Raw genomic sequence first — 21,659 nt, 5'->3', positions numbered from 1 at the left:
CGCGCCGTAATCTTTCAGGTTCGCTTGCCGCCGCTTTAGCTGGCGGCGGAGATCGGGAACTCTTCCTTCTCGGCCTCGATGCGGCCGCCGTCTGCGACGAATTGCTCGAGGGTCATATTGTCGAGAATGTCGGCGATCGCGTCCCGAACATCGGTCATCGAGCGCCGCACCTGACAGGTTTCCGGATCGGCGCAGTCGTCGCAGGCCTCGTAAGCCGTGCGGCTGGCGCAGCGGATCGGCGCCAAGGGGCCGTCCAGCGTGCGGATGACATGGCCGATGCGGATTTCAGAAGCCGGCCGCGACAGGGAATATCCGCCGCCCGGCCCCTTCTTCGAGCGCAGGATGCCGACGTTGCGCAGTTCGAGCAGGATCGTATCGAGGAACTTCTTCGGGATATTGTTGCGGGCCGCGACGTCGTTGATGAAGGCGGTTTCACCCGGCGCCAGCCGCGCCAGATCGACCAGTGCTTTCAGCCCGTATTTTCCCTTTTTCGTCAGCATCGTCGTCGCCTTTTGGAATCGCAGTATTCATCCTGCCCAATAGCAGGCAAATAGCGCCAAAAGCGTGAACATACAACAAAATAGCTATTATTTATAGCTTATCTTGGCAACCAGCTATGGTCAGATCGTTTTCAGCATACCGCCGTCGACGAAATAGGTCGAGCCGATGCAATAACTTGCCCGTTCCGAGCTCAGGAAGACAAAGACATTCGCCAGTTCTTCCGGCGTGCCGAAACGTTTGGAGGAGGCATGTTCGTTGGCGACGGCCTGCAGATAGCCTTCCCAATTCCCACCGGTCTCGGCCGTCAGTTGCTTGGCGGTCTTGATCCAGTCGGGCGTCAGGATCAGGCCGGCATTGACGCAGTTGACGCGGATATTGTCCTGGATAAGCTCGGTCGAGAGCGTCTTCGAAAACATCATCAGCGCCGACTTGCTGACATTGTAGATCGGCTCGTACCAGAGCGGCTGGACGGCGCAGATCGAGGCATTGTGCATGATCACCCCGCCGCCGCGTCTCTTCATCTGCGGCGCAATGCCCCTCGCGAGGCGAACGGCGGCCATCACATGCAGGTCCCAATAGGCCTGCCACTTCTCGTCAGGCGCTTCCATGACAGTCTCGTTCGATCCGGTGCCGGCATTGTTGATGAGGATATCGGCGCCGCCTTTTTCAGCCGCCGCCGCAATGATCGCCTCGGTCCCGCCAGCTGTCGCCACGTCGGCGACAACAGCGGTGGCGCTGACACCATATTTCTCGGCAATGCGGGCGGCTTCCGCCTCCAGCCGTTCGCCGCCACGCGCCGCCAGCACCAGGTCGGTGCCCTCAGCCGCCAGCCCCTCGGCGATCGCAAGCCCAATGCCGACCGACGCGCCGGTTATCACGGCAATCTTTCCCCTCAATCCCAGATCCATGTGTTCCTCCCGAAGCAGCCGGTGATCCGGCACGATGCGCGGAGTGTTCCGCCAATGAATCCGGGCGTCAAGCACAAGAACGCCTCTTGCGGCAGGCTTCGATCTGTCGCAGCCTGCGCCACCCCTGGAGGAGGTTTCATGCGACGCTATTCCGCCTGCATAGAATGGCTGTTTGCCGAAGAGGACGACAGCTTTGCCGATCGCATCCGTCGCGCCCATGCCGGCGGCCTGACCGCCGTCGAATTCTGGCGCTGGACCGACAAGGATTTGGACGCGATCGAGGCGGCGCTGAAAGAAACCGGCCTTGCCGTCACCAGCCTCGTCGCCGAACCGATGATCGCGCTGACCGACGCCGCCAACCGGCAGGCCTGGCTTGCGGGCCTTGCCGATTCCGTTGCCGTCGCCAGGCGCCTCGGCGCGCCCGTGCTGATCGCCCAGGCAGGAGACGATCTCCCTGGTTTGAGCCGCAAAGAGCAGCGCCGGGCGCTCACCGAAACCCTGAAATCAGGCGCCGATGTCCTTGAAGGCAGCGGTGTGCGCCTCGGCCTCGAGCCGCTCAACATCCGCATCGATCATATCGGTTATTTCCTCGACTCGACCCGTGAAGGCCTCGACATCATTGACGATGTCGCCCGCCCCGAGATCGGCATCGTCTACGATATCTACCATTCCGCCGTGATGGACGAGCGGACCGAAGACGTGCTGGACGGCCGTCTCGACCGTGTCGTCCACGTCCATGTCGCCGATCATCCCGGCCGCAACGAGCCTGGCTCCGGCAGCATCGACCTCGCCCACCGCCTCGGCTGGATCTTCGCCAACGGTTATGACGGCGCCGTCGGCCTCGAATACCGGCCGCGCAAGCCTGGCGGGCACGCGGTCAGGACCGCCATTGCTTCGCTCGGCTGAAATTCAGGAGGCGGGTGAACCCGCGCCTTCGGCAAAGACTTCAAGCTCTGCGTCGAAATCCACTTCGACGACATTGTTGAAGACGGCGGTCGCCAGCATGATGCCGGCAAAGGCAACGAGATCGACGAGCACCTTGGTTGGATAGCGCTCCTTCAGCTTCGCCCAGAGTTCGGCCGGAACGGCGTTGGAATCGGCCACGACAGCCTTGCCGAAGGCGGCAAGCAGCACTTCCTCCTGTGAAAGCTCCAGAGCATCGGGATTGAAACCCCTCCTGATCAATGCCCGGCGAAAGAAGGTGATGGCGATCTTCGATTTTGCCGCCTTCGAGATCGCATGCGAAAAGATCCAGATCTCCCGGTCGCTGATCGCGGGATCAAGTTCAGCCCGCAGCGTGAACCATTCGGCATAGATGCGATGGGCGACCGGTGAATGCAGGAGCGTCCGCTTCATGTTGGTCATGCGCCCGCGCAGCCTGATTTCCTCGTCATGCGCCGCACGAACCTCTTCGGAAGCGCTGTCGTAGTCGATCTGCGGAAGGTGGCTCATCGGGTCTGCTCTTTCCTTTTGCTTGGCGGCTGCACAGCTCCCGCCTAGACTGACCAAATCCGAGATGGAGGCAAGGCATGAGCGACGACCCCGAGCATCATCACGTCGACTGGCGCGAACATGGCGTCAAGGTCATTCCCGGCAATTCGCTCGATCCGAACACCGCGCAGACGCCGGGCATGAACCGCGCGACCGCGATCAACAATGCCCGCGCCGGCGCCGAAAAGATCTGGGCGGGCACGGTGACGATCCATGCCAACGCCAAGACCGGCGCCCATCATCACGGCGATCTCGAAAGCATCATCTATGTCGTCAAGGGCAAGGCCCGCATGCGCTGGGGCGAGCACCTGGAATATACCGCCGAGGCCGGCCCTGGCGATTTCATCTACGTCCCGCCCTTCGTGCCGCACCAGGAGATCAACGCCAGCCGCGACGAGACGCTGGAATGCGTGCTCGTCCGTTCGGGCCAGGAACCCGTCGTCGTCAATCTCGATATCGAGCCGGTCGAGAAGCCGGAAGACGTTCCCTGGATCGACCCGATCCATCGCTGATATCGGGCCTACGCAGGAGCGGCTGCGGCGCGCTCAGGCGTGAACGGCGCCGGCGCTGATCACGGCGGGGTTCTCGATGATCCGGCCGGTATCGGCGGCATAGAGATGGATCGCGTTGTGATCGATCGCGATGCCGATCGGATCGCCCGATTTCACGGTCACGGCCTCGGTCAGCGCCACGGCAAAGGGCAGTCCGTCGAAATCGGCGTGGACGACGCGGCTCGCGCCAAGCTCTTCGATGAAATCGGCCGTCGCCACCAATGCGCCGGGCGCATCCGGAGCTACCAGCCGGGCGGCCTCGGCGCGCATACCGAGCACGACGCGTTTGCCCTTCAGCGGCGCGGCGCGTTCGCGCGGCAGCGCGATCTTGCGGCTCTGATCGTAGACGAAAACGCCTTCATCGTTGATCGTGCCTTCGAGCAGGTTCATTGCCGGCGTGCCGACGAAGCCGGCGACGAAGCGCGAGACCGGATGATGATAGACTTCTTCCGGCGTGCCGACCTGCTCGACCTTGCCGCCGTTCATCACCACCAGCCGGTCGGCCAGCGTCATCGCCTCGGTCTGGTCGTGCGTGACGAAGATCGAGGTGGCGCCGAGGCGGCGGTGCAGGCGACGGATTTCGGCGCGCATGGCGATGCGCAGCTTGGCGTCGAGGTTCGACAGCGGCTCGTCGAAGAGGAACACCTTCGGCTCGCGGATCATCGCGCGGCCCATGGCGACGCGCTGGCGCTGACCACCGGAAAGGGCGGCCGGCCGCCGTTCGAGGAACGGTTCGAGGCTGAGCGCCTTGGCGACCTCGTTGATGCGCCGGGCGCGCTCCGCCTTCGCAACGCCTGCTACCTTCAAGGCGTAGCCGATATTCTCGGCGACGGTCATGTGCGGATAAAGCGCATAGTTCTGGAACACCATGGCGCAGCCGCGTTCGCGCGGCTCCAGCTGGTTGACGACACGCCCGTCGATGGCGATTTCGCCGCCGCTGATTTCCTCGAGGCCGGCGATCATGCGCAGCAGCGTGGACTTGCCGCAGCCGGACGGGCCGAGGATGACGATGAACTCGCCGGACTGGATTTCGAGATCGACGCCGTGAACGACGGGATTCTTGCCGTAGCTCTTCTTCACATTGCGGATTGAGATCGGTGCCAAAGGACTACTCCTTCACTTCTCGGTGGAGATAAGGCCGCGTACGAACCAGCGCTGCATCAGAATGACGAGCACCAATGGCGGCAACATGATGATAAGGGTTCCGGCCATGGCGACGTTCCAGTCGGGCAGACCGAATTCGGACGGAATGAGGGTCTTGAGCTGCGTCACCGCAATGCCGAAATTCGGATCGGTGGTGATCAGCAACGGCCAGAGATACTGATTCCAGGCCCAGACGAACATGATCGTGAACAGCGCGATCATGTTCGGGCGCGAAAGCGGCAGCAGAATGTCCCAGAAGAACCGGACCGCGCCCGATCCGTCCATCTTCGAGGCCTCGGCAAGCTCGTCCGGAACCGTCAGGTAGAACTGCCGGTAAAGGAAAGTACCGGTTGCGGTTGCGACGAGCGGTAGAACGAGGCCGGGATAGGAATTCAGCAGCCCCCATTCGAGCTTGATCTGAATGCCGGTGATCTCAGCGACCAGCCAGCTTATGCCGGTGATATCGAGGATCGCCTGGAAAGGCTGCAGCGCGTTGGCCGCAATCGAATAGGTCGGCACGATGCGAACCTCAAGCGGCAGCATCAGCGTGATGAAGATGATCCAGAAAATCACATACCGGCCGCGGAAGCGGAAATAGACGATCGAGAAGGCGGCCATCGAGGAAAGGATGACCTTGCCCGCGCCGACCGCCGTGGCGAAGATGATGCTGTGAAACAGCTTGTTGCCGAGATCGGCGCGAACCCAGGCGGTCTGTATGTTTTCCCAGAAATGCGAGCCTGGCGTCAGCGGTAGCGGTACGCGATTGACCGTCTCGAGATCGAGGGTCGATGCGATGATGACGATGACGAAAGGCAGAAGCGCGATCACCATGCCGAGCGCCAGAAGCGTATAGCAGATGAAGTTGAATATCGGCGTGCGTTCGATCATGTCCGCGACCTCACTTGTAATGCACGCGCCGCTCGATGAAGCGGAACTGGAAGATGGTGAGCAGGATAACCAGCAGCATCAGGATGATGGACTGCGCTGCGGCGCCCGAATAGTCGAGCCCTCTGAAGCCGTCGAAATAGATCTTGTAGACCATGAGATCGGTGGCGCGGGCCGGGCCGCCCTGCGTCATGACGTCGACGATACCGAAGGAATCCTGGAAGCTTTCGGTGATGTTGATGACGAGCAGGAAAAACAGCGTCGGCGTCAACAGCGGCAGCTGAATATCCCAGATGCGGCGCATCGGCCCGGAACCGTCCATGGCGGCCGCTTCGATCAGCGAGCGCGGAATGCCCTGAAGGGCCGAGAGGAAGAAGATGAAGTTGTAGCCGATATATTTCCAGGAAAAGGCGATGATAACGGCGATCATTGCGTCCTTGCCGTCGAGCGCAGGGTTCCAGAGGCCGGGCCAGACGTGATTGATAACAGACAGGAGGCCGGCCTCCGGCGCCAGGATGAAGCGGAAAGCGAGGCCGAGAGCGGGAGCCGCAATCGCGTAGGGCCAGATGAAGACCGACCGGTAGATTTTGTGGCCGCGCAGTTCACGATCCGTCAACAGCGCCAGAATGAGCGCCAGTCCCATGGCGATGGCGGTCGAACTGAAGCCGAATATCATGCTGCGGGTGACGGAGTCCCAGTAGATCGGATCGCCGAGCAGCTGTTTGAAATTGTCGAAACCCACCCAGGCATTGCCGCCACCCCATGGCTGCTCGAGCGTGAACGCCCAATACAGCGCCTGCGCACTCGGCCAATAGAAGAAGACAAAGATCAGCAGCAGCATCGGAAACGCGAAGAGCAATCCGATCGTCGTCGAGGAGAAAGTGACGCGCTTTTCCATGAGTGGTCGTTTTCGTCCGGATCTGGTTTAGGACCGGGCGGCGACGTCGCCTCCGCGGCCGGCATGGAGTGTACAAAGACACACCCGGCTCGCGCAATGCGGGCCGGGTGCGGCTCATGTCAGTCGATCAGGGAAGCTGAACGTTCTTGTAGGTCTGCTGGAAGCGGCGCAGGAGCTGGTTGCCGCGTTCGGCAGCGCCATCGAGCGAAGCCTGGACATCGGCGTTGTTGACGAAGATTGCCTGCAGGCTGTTGGCGATTTCGGTGCGGACCTGCAGCAGGCCGCCGAGGCGGATGCCGTGCGGAGCGGTGTCGTCAGCAGGCGAAGCAGTCAGGCTCTGAATGGCGAGTTCGCGGCCGGCATAGGGGGCCTTGTCGTAGAAACCCTGCTTCTTCAGATATTCGAAGCCGGAGTTACGAACCGGGATATAGCCGGTGACGGTCGACCAGGTCAGCGCTTCTTCCGGCTTTGCGACGAAATTGAAGAAGGCAGCCGCAGCCTTGTATTCGGCGTCGGAATGACCCTTCAGGACCCAGAGCGAAGCGCCGCCGACAAAGGAGCTGTGACGGGTTGCATTGCCATAGGTCGGGAGCATGGAAACGCCCCAGTTCATGCCCTGCTTGGCGGTACGGCCGATATTGCCGTGATCGCCGACCGAGGTCAGGATGACCTGGCAATCGCCGGCAGCGAAAGCTTCGACGAAGGTCTGGCCGACGGCCTTGTTCTTGATGACGGCGAGCTTGTTGTCGTACCAGGACTTGAGGTCCTTGACGTAGCTGACGAGAAGCGGGTTCTTGTTGAACACCAGCTCGGCGTCGAGGCCTTCGAAGCCGTTCTTCTTCGTCGCGATCGCTTCGCCGTTTACGGCTTCAAACTGCTCGATGTACTGCCAGACTTCGTTGTTGGAGATGTCGAAGCCGAGCGGGCAGGCATAACCTGCGTCCTTCAGAGCCTTGAAGTCTTCACCGGCTTCCTGCCAGGTGGTCGGAGCATGGTCCTTGCCGATCTTGGCGAAGGCATCCTTGTTCCAGTAGAAGAGAGCGGTCGACGAGTTGAAGGGGAAGGAATACATCTCGCCCTTGGACGTCGCATAATAGTTTGCGATGCCGGAGAAGTAATCTTTCCAGTCGACGTTATAGCCCGTGTCGGTCATCAGCTTGTTTGCCGGGTAGTAAGCGCCGGAGAGCATGATGTCGAGCGTGCCGGCGTCGGAAACCTGGGCGATGGTCGGCTGCTTGCCGGCGCGGAAGGCTGCAATCGTGTTCTGCAGGGAAGCGTCGTAGCTGCCCTGGCTGGTGCAGACGACTTCGTAATCCGACTGCGACTGGTTGAAGCGATCACACTGTTCCTGGACACGCTTTGCAATGTCACCGGAATTGCCGAACCAGAAGTCAATCTTGGTCTTATCGGCGGCGGCAGCGGGACCGGCAAGAAACGCTGTAGCGAGAAGGGCGCCAACGGCGCCGAGAAGCTTGGCTTGCATGAGAACCTCGAACGTAAAATGGACGCGCACTTTCAGCGCACGCCCTATTAGCTGGTTCAAATTACCACGGCCAATGAATATTACATGACATGAAACGTTCGAATTCTAGTTGTCACAAAACTGACACACAATCGTTATTCGGAGCGTCACAAGAAATATTCGGAGAAGCTTTGCGAGCTTCCCAAATATATTGGCAATTCTATATGCCTCCATTCAAATAACCGCAATTTTAGAAGATATAGAATATTTGCTTATATTGCAACAAAGCCCCCTTTGTTGGCGCAGCGGTCGCGAGAAAACTTGCGAAAACATTCGCATTTTTGCCGTTGCACTGCTGTGCAACGCCCAGCTTCAGCGCAAAATCAGAGGGAATCCTTCAAAATTGCAGCAAAACGCGGATCGAATGCTCGGCTGATCGGTCCGGCGGCAGCACCGAGCGCCACCGACCAGGGATCGGCCATGCCGGACTGCAGGCGCGGCAGCGTCCGGCCGCGCCGTTCGGCGATCGAAGGCAGCAGCGGGCCGACCGCCGCAATCAAGCTATTGACCAGCGCCTCCGGCGCGCTGCCGCAGAGGATCACCGTCTGTGGATCGAAGATCGTTTCGATAAGATGGATACTCCAGCGCAGGTCCACTGCTGCCGCCTTGACCCAAGCCTGGATGCTTGGATCGCCCCTCAAGGCAAGGTCGTTGATGCGGGCATGAAGTGCGGGATCCGCAGGATCGGCCGAGAGATGCTCGTAGAGCGACGCGAGCGAGGCGCGATGTTCGAGCGGTGTCGATTTGCCGTCGGCAAACAGCAGCGCCATGCCGATCTCGCCGGCATTGCCGTTGGCGCCGCCGTAGAGTTCTCCGTTCAGAATGAGCCCCGCGCCGATGCCGTAGCCGACGAAGAGACAGACGGCATGGTCGAGACCATGGGCGGCTCCGACCATGCGCTCGGCGGTCGCGGCCGCTGCCGCATCGTTCTGCAGGCCGACATCGAGCCCGGTGCCGGCAGCCAGCGTTTCCAATAGCGGAAACTGTTGCCAGGCCGCCATCATCCATGGATCGTCGCCGCTGCCGTCAACGCCGAAAGGCCCGGGCATGGCGACACCGAGGCCGACGAGCCGTCTTTCCGATTGCCGGGCAATGATTTCAAGCCTCGAACGCACGCCGTCGACGAGATCGAGGATGACCTTCGTCCCTCTGGACGGTCCTCCGGGCGGCAGGCCGGCCTCGGCACGCACGAGAACGCTGCCGACGAGATCGACGGCAACCGCCCGCGTCACATGCCGGTCGATCTGCAGGCCGATCGCAAAAGCGCCTTGGGGCACCAGCCCATAAGGCGTCGAGGGCTGGCCCCGACCCTTCTTCACCGCGTCCCTCGAACCGACGAGACCGTCGCGCTCGAGCTCTTCGATGATATTGGACACCGTCTGCTTGGTCAGCCGCGTCGCCCGTGCCAGATCGGCGCGAGAGAGCGCACCGTTGATCCTCAGAGCATCGATCATCACGCGCCGGTTATGCGCGCTGGTGCCTTCGTGATTGGTGCCGCTCTTGGCCCGGATCGGGCGACTGTCATTCATGTGCGATTGCCTCTTGACTCCATTAGAATGTTGAAGAAGTATTAAGTCAATACATTTGACTTAATAAGGGACCGGAGAGTCCCAGGGAACGCAGGAAGCCCGGTGAGGCCTCCGACGACGCTCCGAGATGATGGACCGGCACGTTTTCAACACGTGCCTTCTCGAACACCGATGGCGGCGAAGCCCGCCCTCGGCGATGGGTGAATGTCAAAAACTGGAGGCTGCAATGCTGAAATCTTTTAACAAGACGCTTCTGGGCGCGGCCTTGATCGGCGCGTCTCTTGCACCGCATGCTTTCGCCGAAACGACGCTGAACGCGCTTTTCATGGCGCAGGCCGCTTACAGCGAGGCCGATGTGCGCGCCATGACCGACGCCTTCGCCAAGGCGAACCCCGATATCAAGGTCAATCTCGAATTCGTCCCCTATGAAGGCCTGCACGACAAGACGGTGCTGGCGCAGGGTTCCGGCGGCGGCTACGACGTCGTCCTCTTCGACGTCATCTGGCCGGCCGAATACGCCTCCAACAAGGTGCTAGTCGATGTCTCCTCGCGCGTCACCGACGATATGAAGAAGGGCGTGCTGCCGGGCGCCTGGACCACCGTCCAGTATGACGGCAAATATTACGGCATGCCGTGGATCCTCGATACCAAATACCTGTTCTACAACAAGGAAATCCTCGAAAAGGCCGGCATCAAGGCGCCGCCGAAGACCTGGGACGAGCTGACCGAACAGGCAAAGACGATCAAGGACAAGGGCCTGCTCGCCACCCCGATCGCCTGGAGCTGGTCACAGGCCGAAGCTGCGATCTGCGACTACACCACCCTGGTCAGCGCCTATGGCGGCGATTTCCTGAAGGACGGCAAGCCGGCCTTCCAGAGCGGCGGCGGCCTCGATGCGCTGAAATACATGGTCTCCAGCTATACCTCCGGCCTGACCAACCCGAACTCCAAGGAATTCCTGGAAGAGGACGTGCGCAAGGTCTTCGAAAACGGCGATGCCGCCTTCGCTTTGAATTGGACCTACATGTACAACATGGCCAACGACCCGAAGGACAGCAAGGTAGCAGGCAAGGTCGGCGTCGTGCCGGCACCTGGTGTTGCCGGCAAGAGCGAGGCCTCGGCCGTAAACGGTTCGATGGGTCTCGGCATCACCTCGGCCAGCAAGCATCCCGACGAAGCGTGGAAATACATCGCCTTCATGACCTCGCAGGCGACGCAGAACGCCTATGCCAAACTCAGCCTGCCGATCTGGGCCTCCTCGTACGAAGACCCTGCCGTCACCAAGGGCCAGGAAGAACTGATCTCCGCTGCCAAGGTCGGCCTCGCCGCCATGTATCCGCGCCCGACGACGCCGAAATATCAGGAGCTTTCGACCGCGCTGCAGCAGGCGATCCAGGAATCGCTGCTCGGCCAGTCCTCTCCCGAGGACGCACTGAAGTCGGCGGCTGAAAACAGCGGCCTCTGAGCCCGGCATGAAACCCCGGGCGGCGCCAGCCGCCCGGTCTCCAAAACCTATGAATGAAGAAGGGTCGCCTCGATGTCGGGCACTTGGCTGACAACCCGCGCGTGGCTTTTGATGCTGCCGCTTCTCGTGGTAATGATCTCAGTCATCGGCTGGCCCCTGATCGATACCGTCGGCCTCTCCTTCACCGATGCCAAGCTCGTCGGCACCGAGGGCGGCTTCGTCGGCATCGACAATTACGTGAAGATGATCTCCGGCTCGAATTTCCAGCGCACGCTCATCACCACCGCATGGTTCGCGATCGTCTCGGTCGCCGCCGAAATGGTGATCGGCGTTCTTGCCGCCCTTCTGCTGAATCAGCAGTTTCGCGGCCGCACCGCGCTTCGCGCCCTGATGATCCTGCCCTGGGCGCTGCCGACCGTCGTCAACGCCACGCTCTGGCGGCTGATCTACAATCCGGAATACGGCGCGCTGAACGCCGCGCTGACCCAGCTCGGCCTGCTCGACGCCTACCGCTCCTGGCTCGGCGAACCGGGCACCGCATTGGCGGCCCTCATCGTCGCCGATTGCTGGAAGAATTTCCCGCTGGTGGCGCTGATCGCGCTCGCAGCCCTCCAGGCCGTGCCGCGCGACATCACTGCCGCCGCGCTCGTCGACGGCGCCGGCCCTTTCGCCCGGTTCCGCTTCGTCATCCTACCCTATCTCGCAGGCCCCCTGATGGTGGCCCTGGTGCTGCGCACTATCGAAGCCTTCAAGGTGTTCGACATCATCTGGGTCATGACCCGCGGCGGCCCTGCCAACAGCACGCGAACGCTCTCGGTCCTGGTCTATCAGGAAGCCTTCTCCTTCCAGCGCGCAGGATCGGGCGCATCGCTGGCCTTGATCGTCACGCTGCTGGTGACGCTGCTTGCCGCCGGCTACGCGGCGCTCGTGCGCAAGACCGCCGGGAGTGCCGCCTGATGGAACGCCAGAGCCCGCTCTTTTCCGCCTTCATTCACCTTTGCGCGCTTCTGCTTGCCGCCATCATCTTGGCGCCGATCCTCTGGCTGTTCATCATGAGCATTTCGCCGGCCGCGGACCTTGCCGCAAAGCCGCTGCGCTGGTGGCCGCAGGCGGTCGATTTCTCGCGATACCAGGTGCTGCTTTCGACGCTCGAAAACAGTGCCGGCGCCGCCTTCACCTCATCGCTGCGCAACAGCATCGAGGTGGCGGGCATGGCGACGATCGCCGCCATTGCGCTCGCCATTCCGGCCGGCTGGGCCGTGTCGCGCACGCCGTCTGTGGGATGGTCGCTGTCGATGGTGATCGCGACCTACATGCTGCCGCCGGTGGCGCTCGCCGTGCCGCTCTATATGGGCCTCTCCCATCTCGGCATGCTGAACAACGTCTTCGGCCTCGCCCTTGTTTATCTCACCATTCTCGCTCCCTTCACCACCTGGCTGATGAAGTCGGGCTTCGATTCCATCCCGCGCGAGATCGAATCCGCCGCCATGATCGACGGCGCCGGCCTGTTCCAGACGCTCAGGATCATCACGCTGCCGCTCGCAGCCCCCGTGGTCGCGACCTCGAGCCTTTTTGCCTTCCTGTTGGCCTGGGATGAATTCTTCTATGCGCTGCTCTTCACATCGGACCAGCGCGCCAAGACGCTGACCGTCGCCATTGCCGATCTCGCCGGCGGCCGCGTTTCCGATTACGGACTGATCGCCACGGCAGGCGTGCTCGCCGCCCTGCCTCCGGTGCTGATCGGTCTCGTCATGCAACGCGCCCTGATTTCGGGGCTGACCAGCGGCGGCGTTAAGGGATGAAGATGACCGAGGAAAGAATCCATCCGTCTGGACTGATGGCAATCGATCGGGAAATGGCGCGCCAGCACGCCGATGCGATTGCCTCCTATGAGACTGCCCGGCCGATGGCCGCAAAGGCCGCGGCATCGCTGAAGCGGACCGGCCGGCTGCTGCTGATCGGCATGGGCGGCTCGCATGCCGTCAACCGCGCCGTCGAGCCGCTCTATCGCAGGCTCGGCATCGACGCGGTCGCCTTGCCGCTCTCCGAGCAGCTCGGTCAGCCGCTGCCGTTGACCGGCAGGACGATCTTCGTCACTTCGCAATCCGGCGAAAGCGCCGAGGTCGTGCGCTGGTTCGACGAGACCGGCGGCACGCAGGAGACCTTCGGCCTGACGCTTGAAGGCAGCTCCTTCCTCGCAAGAACCGCCCCGTCGCTGGTCGGCGCCGGCGGCACGGAGCTCGCCTTTGCCGCCACGCGCAGCCTGACGGTGACCTTCGCTCTGCATCTCGCGATCCTTGCCGCTCTCGGCGAAGACCCCCAAGCTGCACTTGCCGTCCTCGAGAATCCCGAAGATCCCGACATCACAGCCGCCCTCGCCGCCCTCCAAAACGTCGCGACCGTCGTCACCTCGGGCCGCCGTCTGCAGGGAGTTGCCGAGGCATTGGCGCTCGGATTGACGGAGCTGTCGCGCCGCCCCTGCTTTTCTCTCGAAGGCGGTCAGCTGCGCCACGGCCCCATGGAGATGCTGGGACCGGAGATCGGCGTCGTGCTGTTTCGCGGCCTGGACGAGACCGCCGGCCTCGTGACCGCTATGGCGTTGTCCGCCGTCGAGACCGGCGCCCCCGTCATCCTGTTCGACGCATCCGGGCAGGCGCCGGTCGCCGGCGCGGTGACGATCCGCTTCGCCCCGGCGACGGGCCTTGCCGCAATCTTTGCCATGCTGCCGGTTGCCCAGCGGCTGATGATCGCTTTTGCCGATGCCCGCGTGGAGAATGCCGGAACGCCGGTTCGATCCACCAAGATCACCCGGAGCGAATGAATGCGGCCGCTTGCAGTCATCGGCAACGTCAACGTCGACCTGATCCTCGGACCGGCCGCCCCCTGGCCGAAGGCCGGCACCGAAATCATCGTCGATCATGACGAGTTGCGGGTCGGCGGATCCGCCGGCAACAGCGCGCTCGCCTGGCAGGCCCTTGGGGTCGAATTCGAGATCGCCGCCAATATCGGCAGCGACCAGTTCGGCCGGTGGCTGGCCGAAGCCTTCGGCCACCGGTCCGAGAAGTGGTCGGTGCGCCCTGAGAGAACGACGCTCTCCGTCGGCATCACCCATCCGGACGGCGAACGCACCTTCTTCACGACGACGGGCCACCTGCCGCCCTTCAGCCTCGAGGACGTCTTCGCCGTCATCGACGGAGAAAGGCTCCGTGGCGGTTGCGCGCTTCTCTGCGGCGCGTTCCTGACCGATGATCTGACAAAGGAATATGGCGCCTTCTTCGACTGGGCCGAGCGCCATGACATCACCGTCGCCCTCGACACGGGCTGGCCGCTCGACGGCTGGACGGAGGAGAATTGTGTGGCGACACGCGCCTGGCTTTCCCGCAGCGGCATCGCGCTGCTGAACGAGGTCGAGGCGACGACGCTTGCCGGCATCGCCGATCCGATCGAAGCCGCCCGCGAGATCCGGTCGCACATGCCGGAGGGCGCGATCGTCGTCGTCAAGCGCGGGTCGGACGGAGCCACCGCGATCGGGTCGGACGGTCTGCCGGTGTCGGTCGCCGCGCCCTTCGTCAAGGTGGTCGACACGATCGGCGCCGGCGACGTCTTCAATGCCGCCTTCCTCGCCGCGCTCGCGGATGGAAAGTCTCTGGCTTCCTGCCTGACAGCAGGAACCGAAGTTGCCTCGCGCGCCATCTCCACCCTTCCCCGCAATTATGGTCCGTCATCCCCTGAGGAGCCCGTGCGATGAGCGCGCTCGAAATCGAGAACATCCGCAAGACCTATGGCGAGGTCGAGACGCTGAAGGGCATCGACATCGCACTGGAAAGCGGCGAGTTCCTTGTCCTGCTCGGCTCCTCCGGCTGCGGCAAGTCCACGCTCCTGAACATCATCGCCGGCCTTGCCGAGGCGACGAGCGGCGATGTCAGGATCGGCGGGCGTTCAGTGCTCGGCGTGCATCCGAAGGACCGCGACATCGCCATGGTCTTCCAATCCTACGCGCTCTATCCCAATCTGACGGTGCATCGGAACATCGGCTTCGGCCTGGAAATGCGCAAGGTGCCGACGCCAGAGCGCGACAAGGCCGTGCGGGATGCCGCAAAGCTCCTGCAGATCGAAAACCTCCTCGACCGCAAACCGAGCCAGCTTTCCGGCGGCCAGCGCCAACGCGTCGCCATCGGCCGCGCGCTGGTGCGCAAGCCTGAGGTATTCCTCTTCGACGAGCCGCTCTCCAATCTCGACGCCAAGCTGCGCATGGAGATGCGCACCGAGATCAAGCGGCTGCACCAGATGCTGAAAACCACGGTCGTCTATGTCACCCATGACCAGATCGAAGCGATGACGCTGGCAAGCCGCATCGCCGTCATGCGCGACGGCCGCATCGAGCAGCTCGGCACGCCGGAGGAGATCTACAATTACCCAGCAACGCTTTATGTCGCCACCTTCGTCGGCGCGCCGCCGATGAACCTGCTGGACGTGACGCTGCGTGACGGTCGGCTGGTGCTTTCAGGCACCGATACCAGCCTGCCCCTGCCCTCCCGCTTCCGCGAGGCGGCCGGCAATGGCCGCGATCTCATCCTCGGCATCCGCCCCGAGGCGTTTCGCACCGATGGCGCCGGCCTGTCGATCGAGGCGATCTCGGAGGTCGCGGAGCTGACCGGCCCGGAACTCGTCATCACCGCCCTGACAGGAAACCAGCGCCTGATGGCCTGCCTGCCGCCGCGCACGCCGATCCGCGACAACGAGAAACTCACCCTCTTCTTCGACGAGGAGGCGATACATCTGTTCGACCGGGAAACCGGCCTCAGCTGCAGTCGCGGGCAATAGAACGGTCGAACGCCCGCGAGCCACTCGGTCAATTCGCCGCGACGGCGGGCTTGCGCTGGTAGACGTGGATATAGTCGACGAGCAGAATGGAAGGGTTCGGCGTTTCATCGATCGGCCAGCCCGAGCCGAGCGCCAGGTTCACCAGCGGATAAAACGGCATGTGGAACTCCTTCGGCGTGTCGAAGCTCCAGATGAACTGACGGTCGAAATAGAAGCTCGTCTTGTCGGGTTGGATATCGACGCCGTAGGTATGATATTCGCTGTTCAAAATTCCGTCCTGAACCGTTTGCCAATGGCCGCCGGTCGAGTTCTGGCCGCCCTGAGCTTGGCGCCAGATATGAAAGCCCATGCTGAACTCATAGGGCGCGCGTCCATAATATTCCAGCACGTCGATCTCGGAGGTATATTTCGACCGGTCGAGCCCGATGAGCCAGAAGGCCGGCCAGACGCCCTTGCCCGGCGGCAGCTTCATCCGCACTTCAAAGTAGCCGAATTGCTGAGAAAACCCTTCGCCCTTCGGGTTCACCGCCGACAACAGGCCCGAGCGCCAGGTTCCGTCGGCCTCCTTGCGCGCTTCGATCTTCAGAATTCCCTGATCTGTCGTAAACGGAAAGCCGGGGGCCGGGTCGGTGAAGCGGGCATCGCCGAAATCGCCGTTCCAGGGTGTATGGGCGATCCACCGCGAGCTTTTTTCTCCCCAGGCCGAGACGTCGAGACTGTCGAAATTCTCTTCGAACGTCAGCTGATACGCATTCATGTTGATCGGTTCCTGGGCGACGCTGGGCCGGCCGGGCAATGCCCCCAGACCGAGAACGATGAGCAAACCCAATGCCTTGGAAGATATCCCGTAACGCATTCCACTCCTCCGAAAACGCCAAACCAATCGTTGGACTGCACCTGTCTCGATCATGAGGTGAGAACTCCGTTTCGCCGCGGCATGAGCCTTTGGACGACGATTGTCTCGATACCGTCGGGCCTTCCGACAACCTGCCATACCAGCAGCGCGAAGCCCCAGAAGATCGCTGCCGCCGCTCCACCGCAAAACGACAGGCCGACGACAAGGTTCAGGCCGGCCGGCATGTCGGCGAGCGTCGGCTCAACCCAAAGCAGGAAAGCGATCATCGGCAGGCTCGCGATAAGCGGCCGGGAAAAGGAACTCAGCTGCGCGGCAAAACTCGCGCCGATCAGCCGCCGCGTGATGATGAGCGACGCGGCGTAAGCGACGAGAATCGCGACGATCCGCGCACCGAGCGCGCCGGCCACCTGGAAATAGGCGATGCCCAGGATGGTAACCGGCACCCTGACGGCGAACTCGATAAACATTCTGAGAGCGAGATAACGGGTATTGTTCAAGACCATGGCCAGGGGCGGCATCATGTTCGTGGGAAGCCCCAGCAGGCTGACGAGGCACAGCCATTGCAGGATCGGCGCGGCCGATGCCCATTTCTCGCCGACGAGGAGACGCACGGTCGGCTCGGCGAGAAAGGCGAGCGCGATGAGAACGGGCGCGGCGACGAAGGTGATCGCATTCGTCGCCTTCAGATAGGCGGCCACCAGATTGCGGCGATCCTCGACGACCGAGAATGCCGCCATCAGCGGGCGCAGCAGCGGCCCGACGAAGGTCTGGTACGGAATGCCCGCGATATTATCGGCGACACTGAAGGCGCCGAAGGTCGACAGCCCGCTGAAACGCGGCAGAAGCAGCCGGTCCAGCTGCCAGTTGATCGAGCTCAGCACCTGCGACACCGTATTCCAGCTGATCATGTCCTGGAAATGCTTCCACTCGGAAAGGCTGAACGCCGGCCGCATCGGCGCAAAGACATAGGAGGTGATCATCGCAGCGGTGGGTCCCGCAACCGCTCCAATCGCCAGCCCCCAATAGCTGCCTGTCGTCACCGCCACTCCCACGCCGAACAGCAGCGTCGATCCCTTGGTGATGAGATCGAGCGCAAACTCGCGTTTGAAATCGAAACGCTGCATGAAGAGGACCATGCGCGGACTGATCATGCTGCGCATGGCGGGCGCGATCGAGAGAACGGCGACAAGGGCAAAAAGCCGGGTGTCGTGATAGATCAAGGCCATCGGCCAGGCGATGACGATCATCAGCAGGCCGATGGCCGCCCCCCGAAGCAGGCTGAGGGTAAAGGCGGTGGCAAACATCTCGTCCGAGGGCGACGGCTGGCGCATCAGCGCCTGCGTCAGCGGCAGGTCCAGGACCGCCTCGACGATGACAAGGACGGAGGTCGCAATGGCGACCAGGCCGAAATCCGCAGGGCTCAAAAGCCTTGCGAGGACAAGGAGACTGATAAAATCGAGCAGGCGCGCCAGGAATTTTCCGCTGATCGTCCAGATGCTCGCCGTCGCCGTCCTCTGAGATACGCTTGACATGATCTGCTATCATTCCTCGTCGGCGGTTTGAGACGGTTTCGGTCGCGGCAGCACAGCAGGCGGCTCCGTCCCTTCCCCTCAGCCCGGCCGTCTTCTGAAGACGTCGGCCGACCGCTCGCCATGATGGGACAATTGTTGCTCGATAAGGCCCGCCAGACTGTCGCGGAACACGGCGGAGGAAAATTTCAGCGAGTGCGCGCGGATTGCCTGCGGATCGATATCGTCCTCGACCTCCTCAAACGCTGCCATGGTTTCCAGCAGGGCTTCCGTGGTCTGCTGGGCGAAGCGGAAGCCGACCTGCGGCGAGGAAACGGTTTCTCTGGCGCCGCCGGCGTCGAAAGCGAGAACCGGACGTCCTGATGCCATGACTTCCACCGGCAGGATGCCGAAATCCTCGATGCCGGGAAACAGCAGCGCGCGGCACCGCGACAGGTGGTCGCGCAGAACGTTGAAGGGCTGGTGGCCGAGAAACTCAACGGTCGGCCCAGCGATCGACTTCAGATAGGGCAATTGTTCTCCCTCGCCGATCACGACCAGTTTCCGGCCGGCCTCGGTGCAGGCGCGAACGGCGATATCAGGCCGCTTGTAGGCGGTCAGCTGCCCCGCATAGAGATAGAATTCGCCTTTCCCCTTCCCCACCACAAAATCGTCGGTCGCAACGGGCGGATGGATGACGACGGATTCCCGGTCGTAAAAGCGGCGGATACGACTTGCGACATAGTCGGAATTGGCAACGAACATGTCGACCCGGGAGGCTGTCGTAACGTCCCAGGCGCGCAGCATCGGCGCCGTGATCGACATCAGGGCGCGCCCCACCCAGGGAAGGCCATGCCGGTAGACATGGAACTGATCCCAGATGTATCGCATCGGCGAATGGCAATAGCAGATATGAAGAGCGTCGGCGCGCGTGATGATGCCCTTGGCAGGGCCGGATTCGCTCGACAGCACTAGATCGTAATCCTGCAGATCGAACTGCTCGAGGGCGAAGGGCATCAGCGGCAGCATCTTGGTATAGTGGCGCTGCGCGCCGGGGATCTTCTGCAGGAAGGAGGTGCGAATATTGCGCGTTTTGAGGAAATCGCTGATGCGATCCCGATTGCAGACGAGGGTGAAGATGTCCGCCTGCGGGAACATGCGGCACAGCTCTTCGACGACCTTCTCGCCGCCGCGCATCGAAACGAGCCAATAATGCACGATGGCGACGCGAAGCTGCTTGCTGTCGCTTTGGCTTCCGGCCTCGGCGACACGTCTTTTCGCCAGGACAGGCGCATCGGCGAGAAAGGCTCTCGCATCGGGAAGAGAGGCTGTTGCTTTAAGGGTCAACTGAATACTCCTTGTATCGCCACACCGTCTGTCAGCTCGGGAACCGCATTCGTCAAAAGCAGGTTGTGATATTCGGCAAGAAGCGCGTCGCGCCATTCCTCATGCGTCGAGGCGAGACCAGGCGACCTCAGGAAGGCCCGCTCGCTCATGGCGCGGACCTCATGCCCCGGCATTCGGCTGAATCGCGTCAAAGTATCGGCAAAGGCTTTTTCATCGGCCGTATCGCAGGCAAGCGCCATGCCCGCCCTCTCCATCTCCTCGGCGAGGAAGGCGCTGCGCGACATGATGACGGGCAGGCCGCTCCGGGCCGCTTCGATGGCAACGAGACCGAACGGCTCGGGATAGCGCGACGGCATCAGCAGCGCGCGCGCCTTGCGGATGGTCGGGCCGATCTCGGCGTGCGATTGCCAGCCGAGGGCCCTGACGTGATCTCCTGAAGCCGCGACCAGCGGCATCAGCGGTCCGTCTCCGATCACGCAGAGCTTGACGCCGGCCCTGCGCGTGGCCCCCACGGCGTCCTCCACGCCTTTCTCCTCGTCCAGCCGTCCGATGAAGACAAACTCGTCGTTGGCCTCCGCCTGGATGCGCTCTATCGACAGGGGAGCAACGGGGTTGCGGATCGTCGTCAGCCGTTCGGGGCTATAGCCGGCGCCGACAAGAAAGCTCGCCATCTTCTCGTGCAACAGGATGATCCGGCCGAAATCGGCCCGATCCCTCAGAAGCCGGAGGATATTGGAGCCGCGCGCAGCCCGCCACAATTTATGAGAATAGCTTCTCTTGTCGCAGGCCGTTGCAATGCAGCTTCCGCCGAGCGGGCGGCGAAGGCAGATCTGCTGCGCCTGATAATCGAAGAAAGCGCCATTCGGGCAGGCAGTGAAGAAATCATGCGCGTGGACCACGCATCGCCTGGCGACCGGCGCCAGCGCCCTGAAAATCGCGGGAGACAGGATCTGGTGCCAGCCATGCACGTGATAGGCGGTATTGGCCGTATCGTTTGCGGCGATCCAGTTCGCCATCATGCGGATGGCGGCGCCATTATGGATGCCTGTTACGAAAGCTTTCGCGCGCTCGGCGCTGAGCAGGTCGCGGCTGTTCAGCCCGACCATCGAGACCCCGAGCGCGGCAAGCTCCGCATTGGCCGCGCCGTCCCCGCAAATATAGGTCACGGGGATGTCGAGGCCGCGAAACAGCTTGGCCGATAATACGGCCAGCGCCGTCGCGCCGCCTCTTGCGGTCGAGTAGTCGTCGATGATGACCACGCGATCGATCTTTGTCCTGCCGAGGCCGGGGAAAAGGCTGACATTTGCGGCGGATCGCAGAGCCTCAGGCGACGACGGGCGCATCACTTCACCGAGACGCCGTTGGCACAAGCCTCCAGCGCCTTGCGGTTGAGAATGCGGATCTTACCCTGCCCTCCGTCGATGATCTTGCATTCCCGCAGCCGCCGCAGGCACTGATTGACCTTCTCGCGGGACGCTGGCAGCGTCGCGGCCAGGTCGTTTTGCGAGATGATCAGTTCGTCCACGTTGTTGGCCGCATCTTTTGCGTAGACGGCGGAGAGCCGCAGCAGCGTGCTGGCCAGCCTCGCCTGCAGGGTCGAAGCGGCATTGGCAATGATCCGGAGCTCAAGCTCGGAAATACGCGCCAGCGCCCTGGAGAAGACCTTTTCCCGGAAAGAGGGATCGCTGGCATACATGTCGCGCAGCAGCCGGCCTTCGAAGAAATGCAACTCGCAATTGGAACTGGCCCGGTATTCGAGGTTCAACGTCTGCCTGCGCAAGACCTCGAGCTCGCCGATGAGGCCCGATTTCGGAATGATCTCGACGATGAATTCCCGGCCGTCGGGCAGCATCGTGCTTGCGCTGACCAATCCCGAATGCACGCGTGCGAAAGTATCGACGAGGACGCCGGCACCGGCGATGACCTCGCCGCGGCGAAACCGCCGGATGCTCGAGCGGCAGGAAAGGAATTCGTCATCGAGAACGATGCGGCTGTTGAGATGAATGCCCCCACCGGCCGGAATCCCCACCCTGTCGATGCCGGACCTACGATCCGATACGTGTGTCAACCCATCCATGCGCATGACTCCCAGTACTGGAATGACCATAGGTTATGCTGCACTGCATCATTTATATTGCATTAATATAGGAGTCAAATAACATCACCGAAAGAAAGCGTAAAGATGAAGTCTACATTTAGTGAAAAACAAAAAAATACATTGTTTTCATAGC

General features: G+C 62.2%; 21 protein-coding genes. 8 read left to right on the top strand and 13 right to left on the bottom strand.

Translation table 11 applies throughout. The features are described from left to right. Positions 1-35: 35 nt before the first annotated feature. Positions 36-500 (bottom strand): RrF2 family transcriptional regulator, encoded by a 465-nt coding sequence (locus tag EFB14_RS24595; RefSeq protein ID WP_126829238.1) that lies wholly within the window; start codon positions 498-500, stop codon positions 36-38. Positions 501-620: 120 nt separating this feature from the next. Beyond that, on the bottom strand, positions 621-1,409 hold the full coding sequence (locus EFB14_RS24590; protein ID WP_126829237.1) for an SDR family NAD(P)-dependent oxidoreductase: 789 nt from the start codon (positions 1,407-1,409) through the stop codon (positions 621-623). A 138-nt stretch (positions 1,410-1,547) separates the two neighbouring features. On the opposite strand from EFB14_RS24590, the gene EFB14_RS24585 reads away from it, so the two are divergent. Beyond that, a complete protein-coding gene (locus tag EFB14_RS24585; RefSeq protein WP_126829236.1) occupies positions 1,548-2,315 on the top strand; it encodes a TIM barrel protein in 768 nt (255 codons plus the stop codon). 3 nt (positions 2,316-2,318) lie between these two features. Here the strand turns inward: EFB14_RS24585 and EFB14_RS24580 are convergent, their stop codons facing one another. Further along, complete coding sequence (locus tag EFB14_RS24580; RefSeq protein WP_126829235.1) at positions 2,319-2,861, bottom strand: carboxymuconolactone decarboxylase family protein; 543 nt, start codon at positions 2,859-2,861, stop codon at positions 2,319-2,321. A gap of 77 nt (positions 2,862-2,938) precedes the next feature. Between EFB14_RS24580 and EFB14_RS24575 the strand changes: the two genes are divergently transcribed. Beyond that, entirely contained in the window at positions 2,939-3,412 is a 474-nt protein-coding gene (locus EFB14_RS24575) for a cupin domain-containing protein (protein WP_126829234.1), read from the top strand. A 33-nt stretch (positions 3,413-3,445) separates the two neighbouring features. On the opposite strand, the gene EFB14_RS24570 is transcribed toward EFB14_RS24575, so the two are convergent. The 5 genes from EFB14_RS24570 to EFB14_RS24550 all read right to left on the bottom strand — a co-directional run bounded on the left by EFB14_RS24570 (position 3,446) and on the right by EFB14_RS24550 (position 9,428). Next, a complete protein-coding gene (locus EFB14_RS24570; protein ID WP_126829233.1) occupies positions 3,446-4,555 on the bottom strand; it encodes a sn-glycerol-3-phosphate import ATP-binding protein UgpC in 1,110 nt (369 codons plus the stop codon). Between the two features lie 12 nt (positions 4,556-4,567). After that, positions 4,568-5,482: an ABC transporter permease subunit gene (locus EFB14_RS24565; protein WP_125845166.1), complete on the bottom strand. Its 915-nt coding sequence runs from the start codon at positions 5,480-5,482 to the stop codon at positions 4,568-4,570. 10 nt (positions 5,483-5,492) lie between these two features. Next, on the bottom strand, positions 5,493-6,377 hold the full coding sequence (locus tag EFB14_RS24560; RefSeq protein ID WP_125845165.1) for a carbohydrate ABC transporter permease: 885 nt from the start codon (positions 6,375-6,377) through the stop codon (positions 5,493-5,495). A gap of 127 nt (positions 6,378-6,504) precedes the next feature. Further along, on the bottom strand, positions 6,505-7,860 hold the full coding sequence (locus EFB14_RS24555) for an extracellular solute-binding protein (RefSeq protein WP_126829232.1): 1,356 nt from the start codon (positions 7,858-7,860) through the stop codon (positions 6,505-6,507). Positions 7,861-8,222: 362 nt separating this feature from the next. Beyond that, positions 8,223-9,428 carry an ROK family transcriptional regulator gene (locus EFB14_RS24550; RefSeq protein WP_126829231.1) on the bottom strand — a complete coding sequence of 402 codons (1,206 nt, stop codon included), beginning with the start codon at positions 9,426-9,428 and terminating at the stop codon, positions 8,223-8,225. Positions 9,429-9,654: 226 nt separating this feature from the next. On the opposite strand from EFB14_RS24550, the gene EFB14_RS24545 reads away from it, so the two are divergent. The 6 genes from EFB14_RS24545 to EFB14_RS24520 all read left to right on the top strand — a co-directional run bounded on the left by EFB14_RS24545 (position 9,655) and on the right by EFB14_RS24520 (position 15,717). Next, positions 9,655-10,893 carry an extracellular solute-binding protein gene (locus EFB14_RS24545; RefSeq protein WP_126829230.1) on the top strand — a complete coding sequence of 413 codons (1,239 nt, stop codon included), beginning with the start codon at positions 9,655-9,657 and terminating at the stop codon, positions 10,891-10,893. A gap of 72 nt (positions 10,894-10,965) precedes the next feature. Continuing rightward, positions 10,966-11,850 carry a carbohydrate ABC transporter permease gene (locus tag EFB14_RS24540; RefSeq protein WP_126829229.1) on the top strand — a complete coding sequence of 295 codons (885 nt, stop codon included), beginning with the start codon at positions 10,966-10,968 and terminating at the stop codon, positions 11,848-11,850. Beyond that, the gene (locus tag EFB14_RS24535) at positions 11,850-12,695 is read left to right on the top strand and encodes a carbohydrate ABC transporter permease (RefSeq protein WP_126829228.1); all 846 of its coding nucleotides are present in this window, start codon (positions 11,850-11,852) and stop codon (positions 12,693-12,695) included. The genes EFB14_RS24540 and EFB14_RS24535 overlap by 1 nt, the downstream gene beginning before the upstream one ends. Beyond that, a complete protein-coding gene (locus tag EFB14_RS24530) occupies positions 12,692-13,714 on the top strand; it encodes an SIS domain-containing protein (RefSeq protein ID WP_126829227.1) in 1,023 nt (340 codons plus the stop codon). The genes EFB14_RS24535 and EFB14_RS24530 overlap by 4 nt, the downstream gene beginning before the upstream one ends. Beyond that, entirely contained in the window at positions 13,715-14,641 is a 927-nt protein-coding gene (locus EFB14_RS24525; protein WP_126829226.1) for a PfkB family carbohydrate kinase, read from the top strand. Then, the gene (locus tag EFB14_RS24520; RefSeq protein ID WP_126829225.1) at positions 14,638-15,717 is read left to right on the top strand and encodes an ABC transporter ATP-binding protein; all 1,080 of its coding nucleotides are present in this window, start codon (positions 14,638-14,640) and stop codon (positions 15,715-15,717) included. The genes EFB14_RS24525 and EFB14_RS24520 overlap by 4 nt, the downstream gene beginning before the upstream one ends. A 28-nt stretch (positions 15,718-15,745) precedes the next feature. On the opposite strand, the gene EFB14_RS24515 is transcribed toward EFB14_RS24520, so the two are convergent. The 5 genes from EFB14_RS24515 to EFB14_RS24495 all read right to left on the bottom strand — a co-directional run bounded on the left by EFB14_RS24515 (position 15,746) and on the right by EFB14_RS24495 (position 21,505). Continuing rightward, positions 15,746-16,573, bottom strand: a complete 828-nt coding sequence (locus EFB14_RS24515) for a glycoside hydrolase family 16 protein (RefSeq protein ID WP_126829224.1) — start codon at positions 16,571-16,573, stop codon at positions 15,746-15,748. A 50-nt stretch (positions 16,574-16,623) separates the two neighbouring features. Further along, on the bottom strand, positions 16,624-18,105 hold the full coding sequence (locus tag EFB14_RS24510) for a lipopolysaccharide biosynthesis protein (protein ID WP_126829223.1): 1,482 nt from the start codon (positions 18,103-18,105) through the stop codon (positions 16,624-16,626). A gap of 78 nt (positions 18,106-18,183) precedes the next feature. Then, positions 18,184-19,428 carry a glycosyltransferase family 4 protein gene (locus tag EFB14_RS24505; protein ID WP_126829222.1) on the bottom strand — a complete coding sequence of 415 codons (1,245 nt, stop codon included), beginning with the start codon at positions 19,426-19,428 and terminating at the stop codon, positions 18,184-18,186. Next, positions 19,425-20,771, bottom strand: a complete 1,347-nt coding sequence (locus EFB14_RS24500; RefSeq protein WP_126829221.1) for a glycosyltransferase family 4 protein — start codon at positions 20,769-20,771, stop codon at positions 19,425-19,427. The genes EFB14_RS24505 and EFB14_RS24500 overlap by 4 nt, the downstream gene beginning before the upstream one ends. After that, on the bottom strand, positions 20,771-21,505 hold the full coding sequence (locus EFB14_RS24495; protein WP_125845152.1) for a Crp/Fnr family transcriptional regulator: 735 nt from the start codon (positions 21,503-21,505) through the stop codon (positions 20,771-20,773). Before EFB14_RS24495 ends, EFB14_RS24500 begins: the two co-directional genes overlap by 1 nt. Positions 21,506-21,659: the final 154 nt, after the last annotated feature.

This window comes from Rhizobium fabae (assembly GCF_003985135.1).
In the GTDB taxonomy this organism is placed as follows: Bacteria; Pseudomonadota; Alphaproteobacteria; order Rhizobiales; family Rhizobiaceae; genus Rhizobium; species Rhizobium pisi.
The sequence above is the reverse complement of the archived record's forward strand: the minus strand, read 5'-3'. Positions and strand labels throughout refer to the sequence as shown.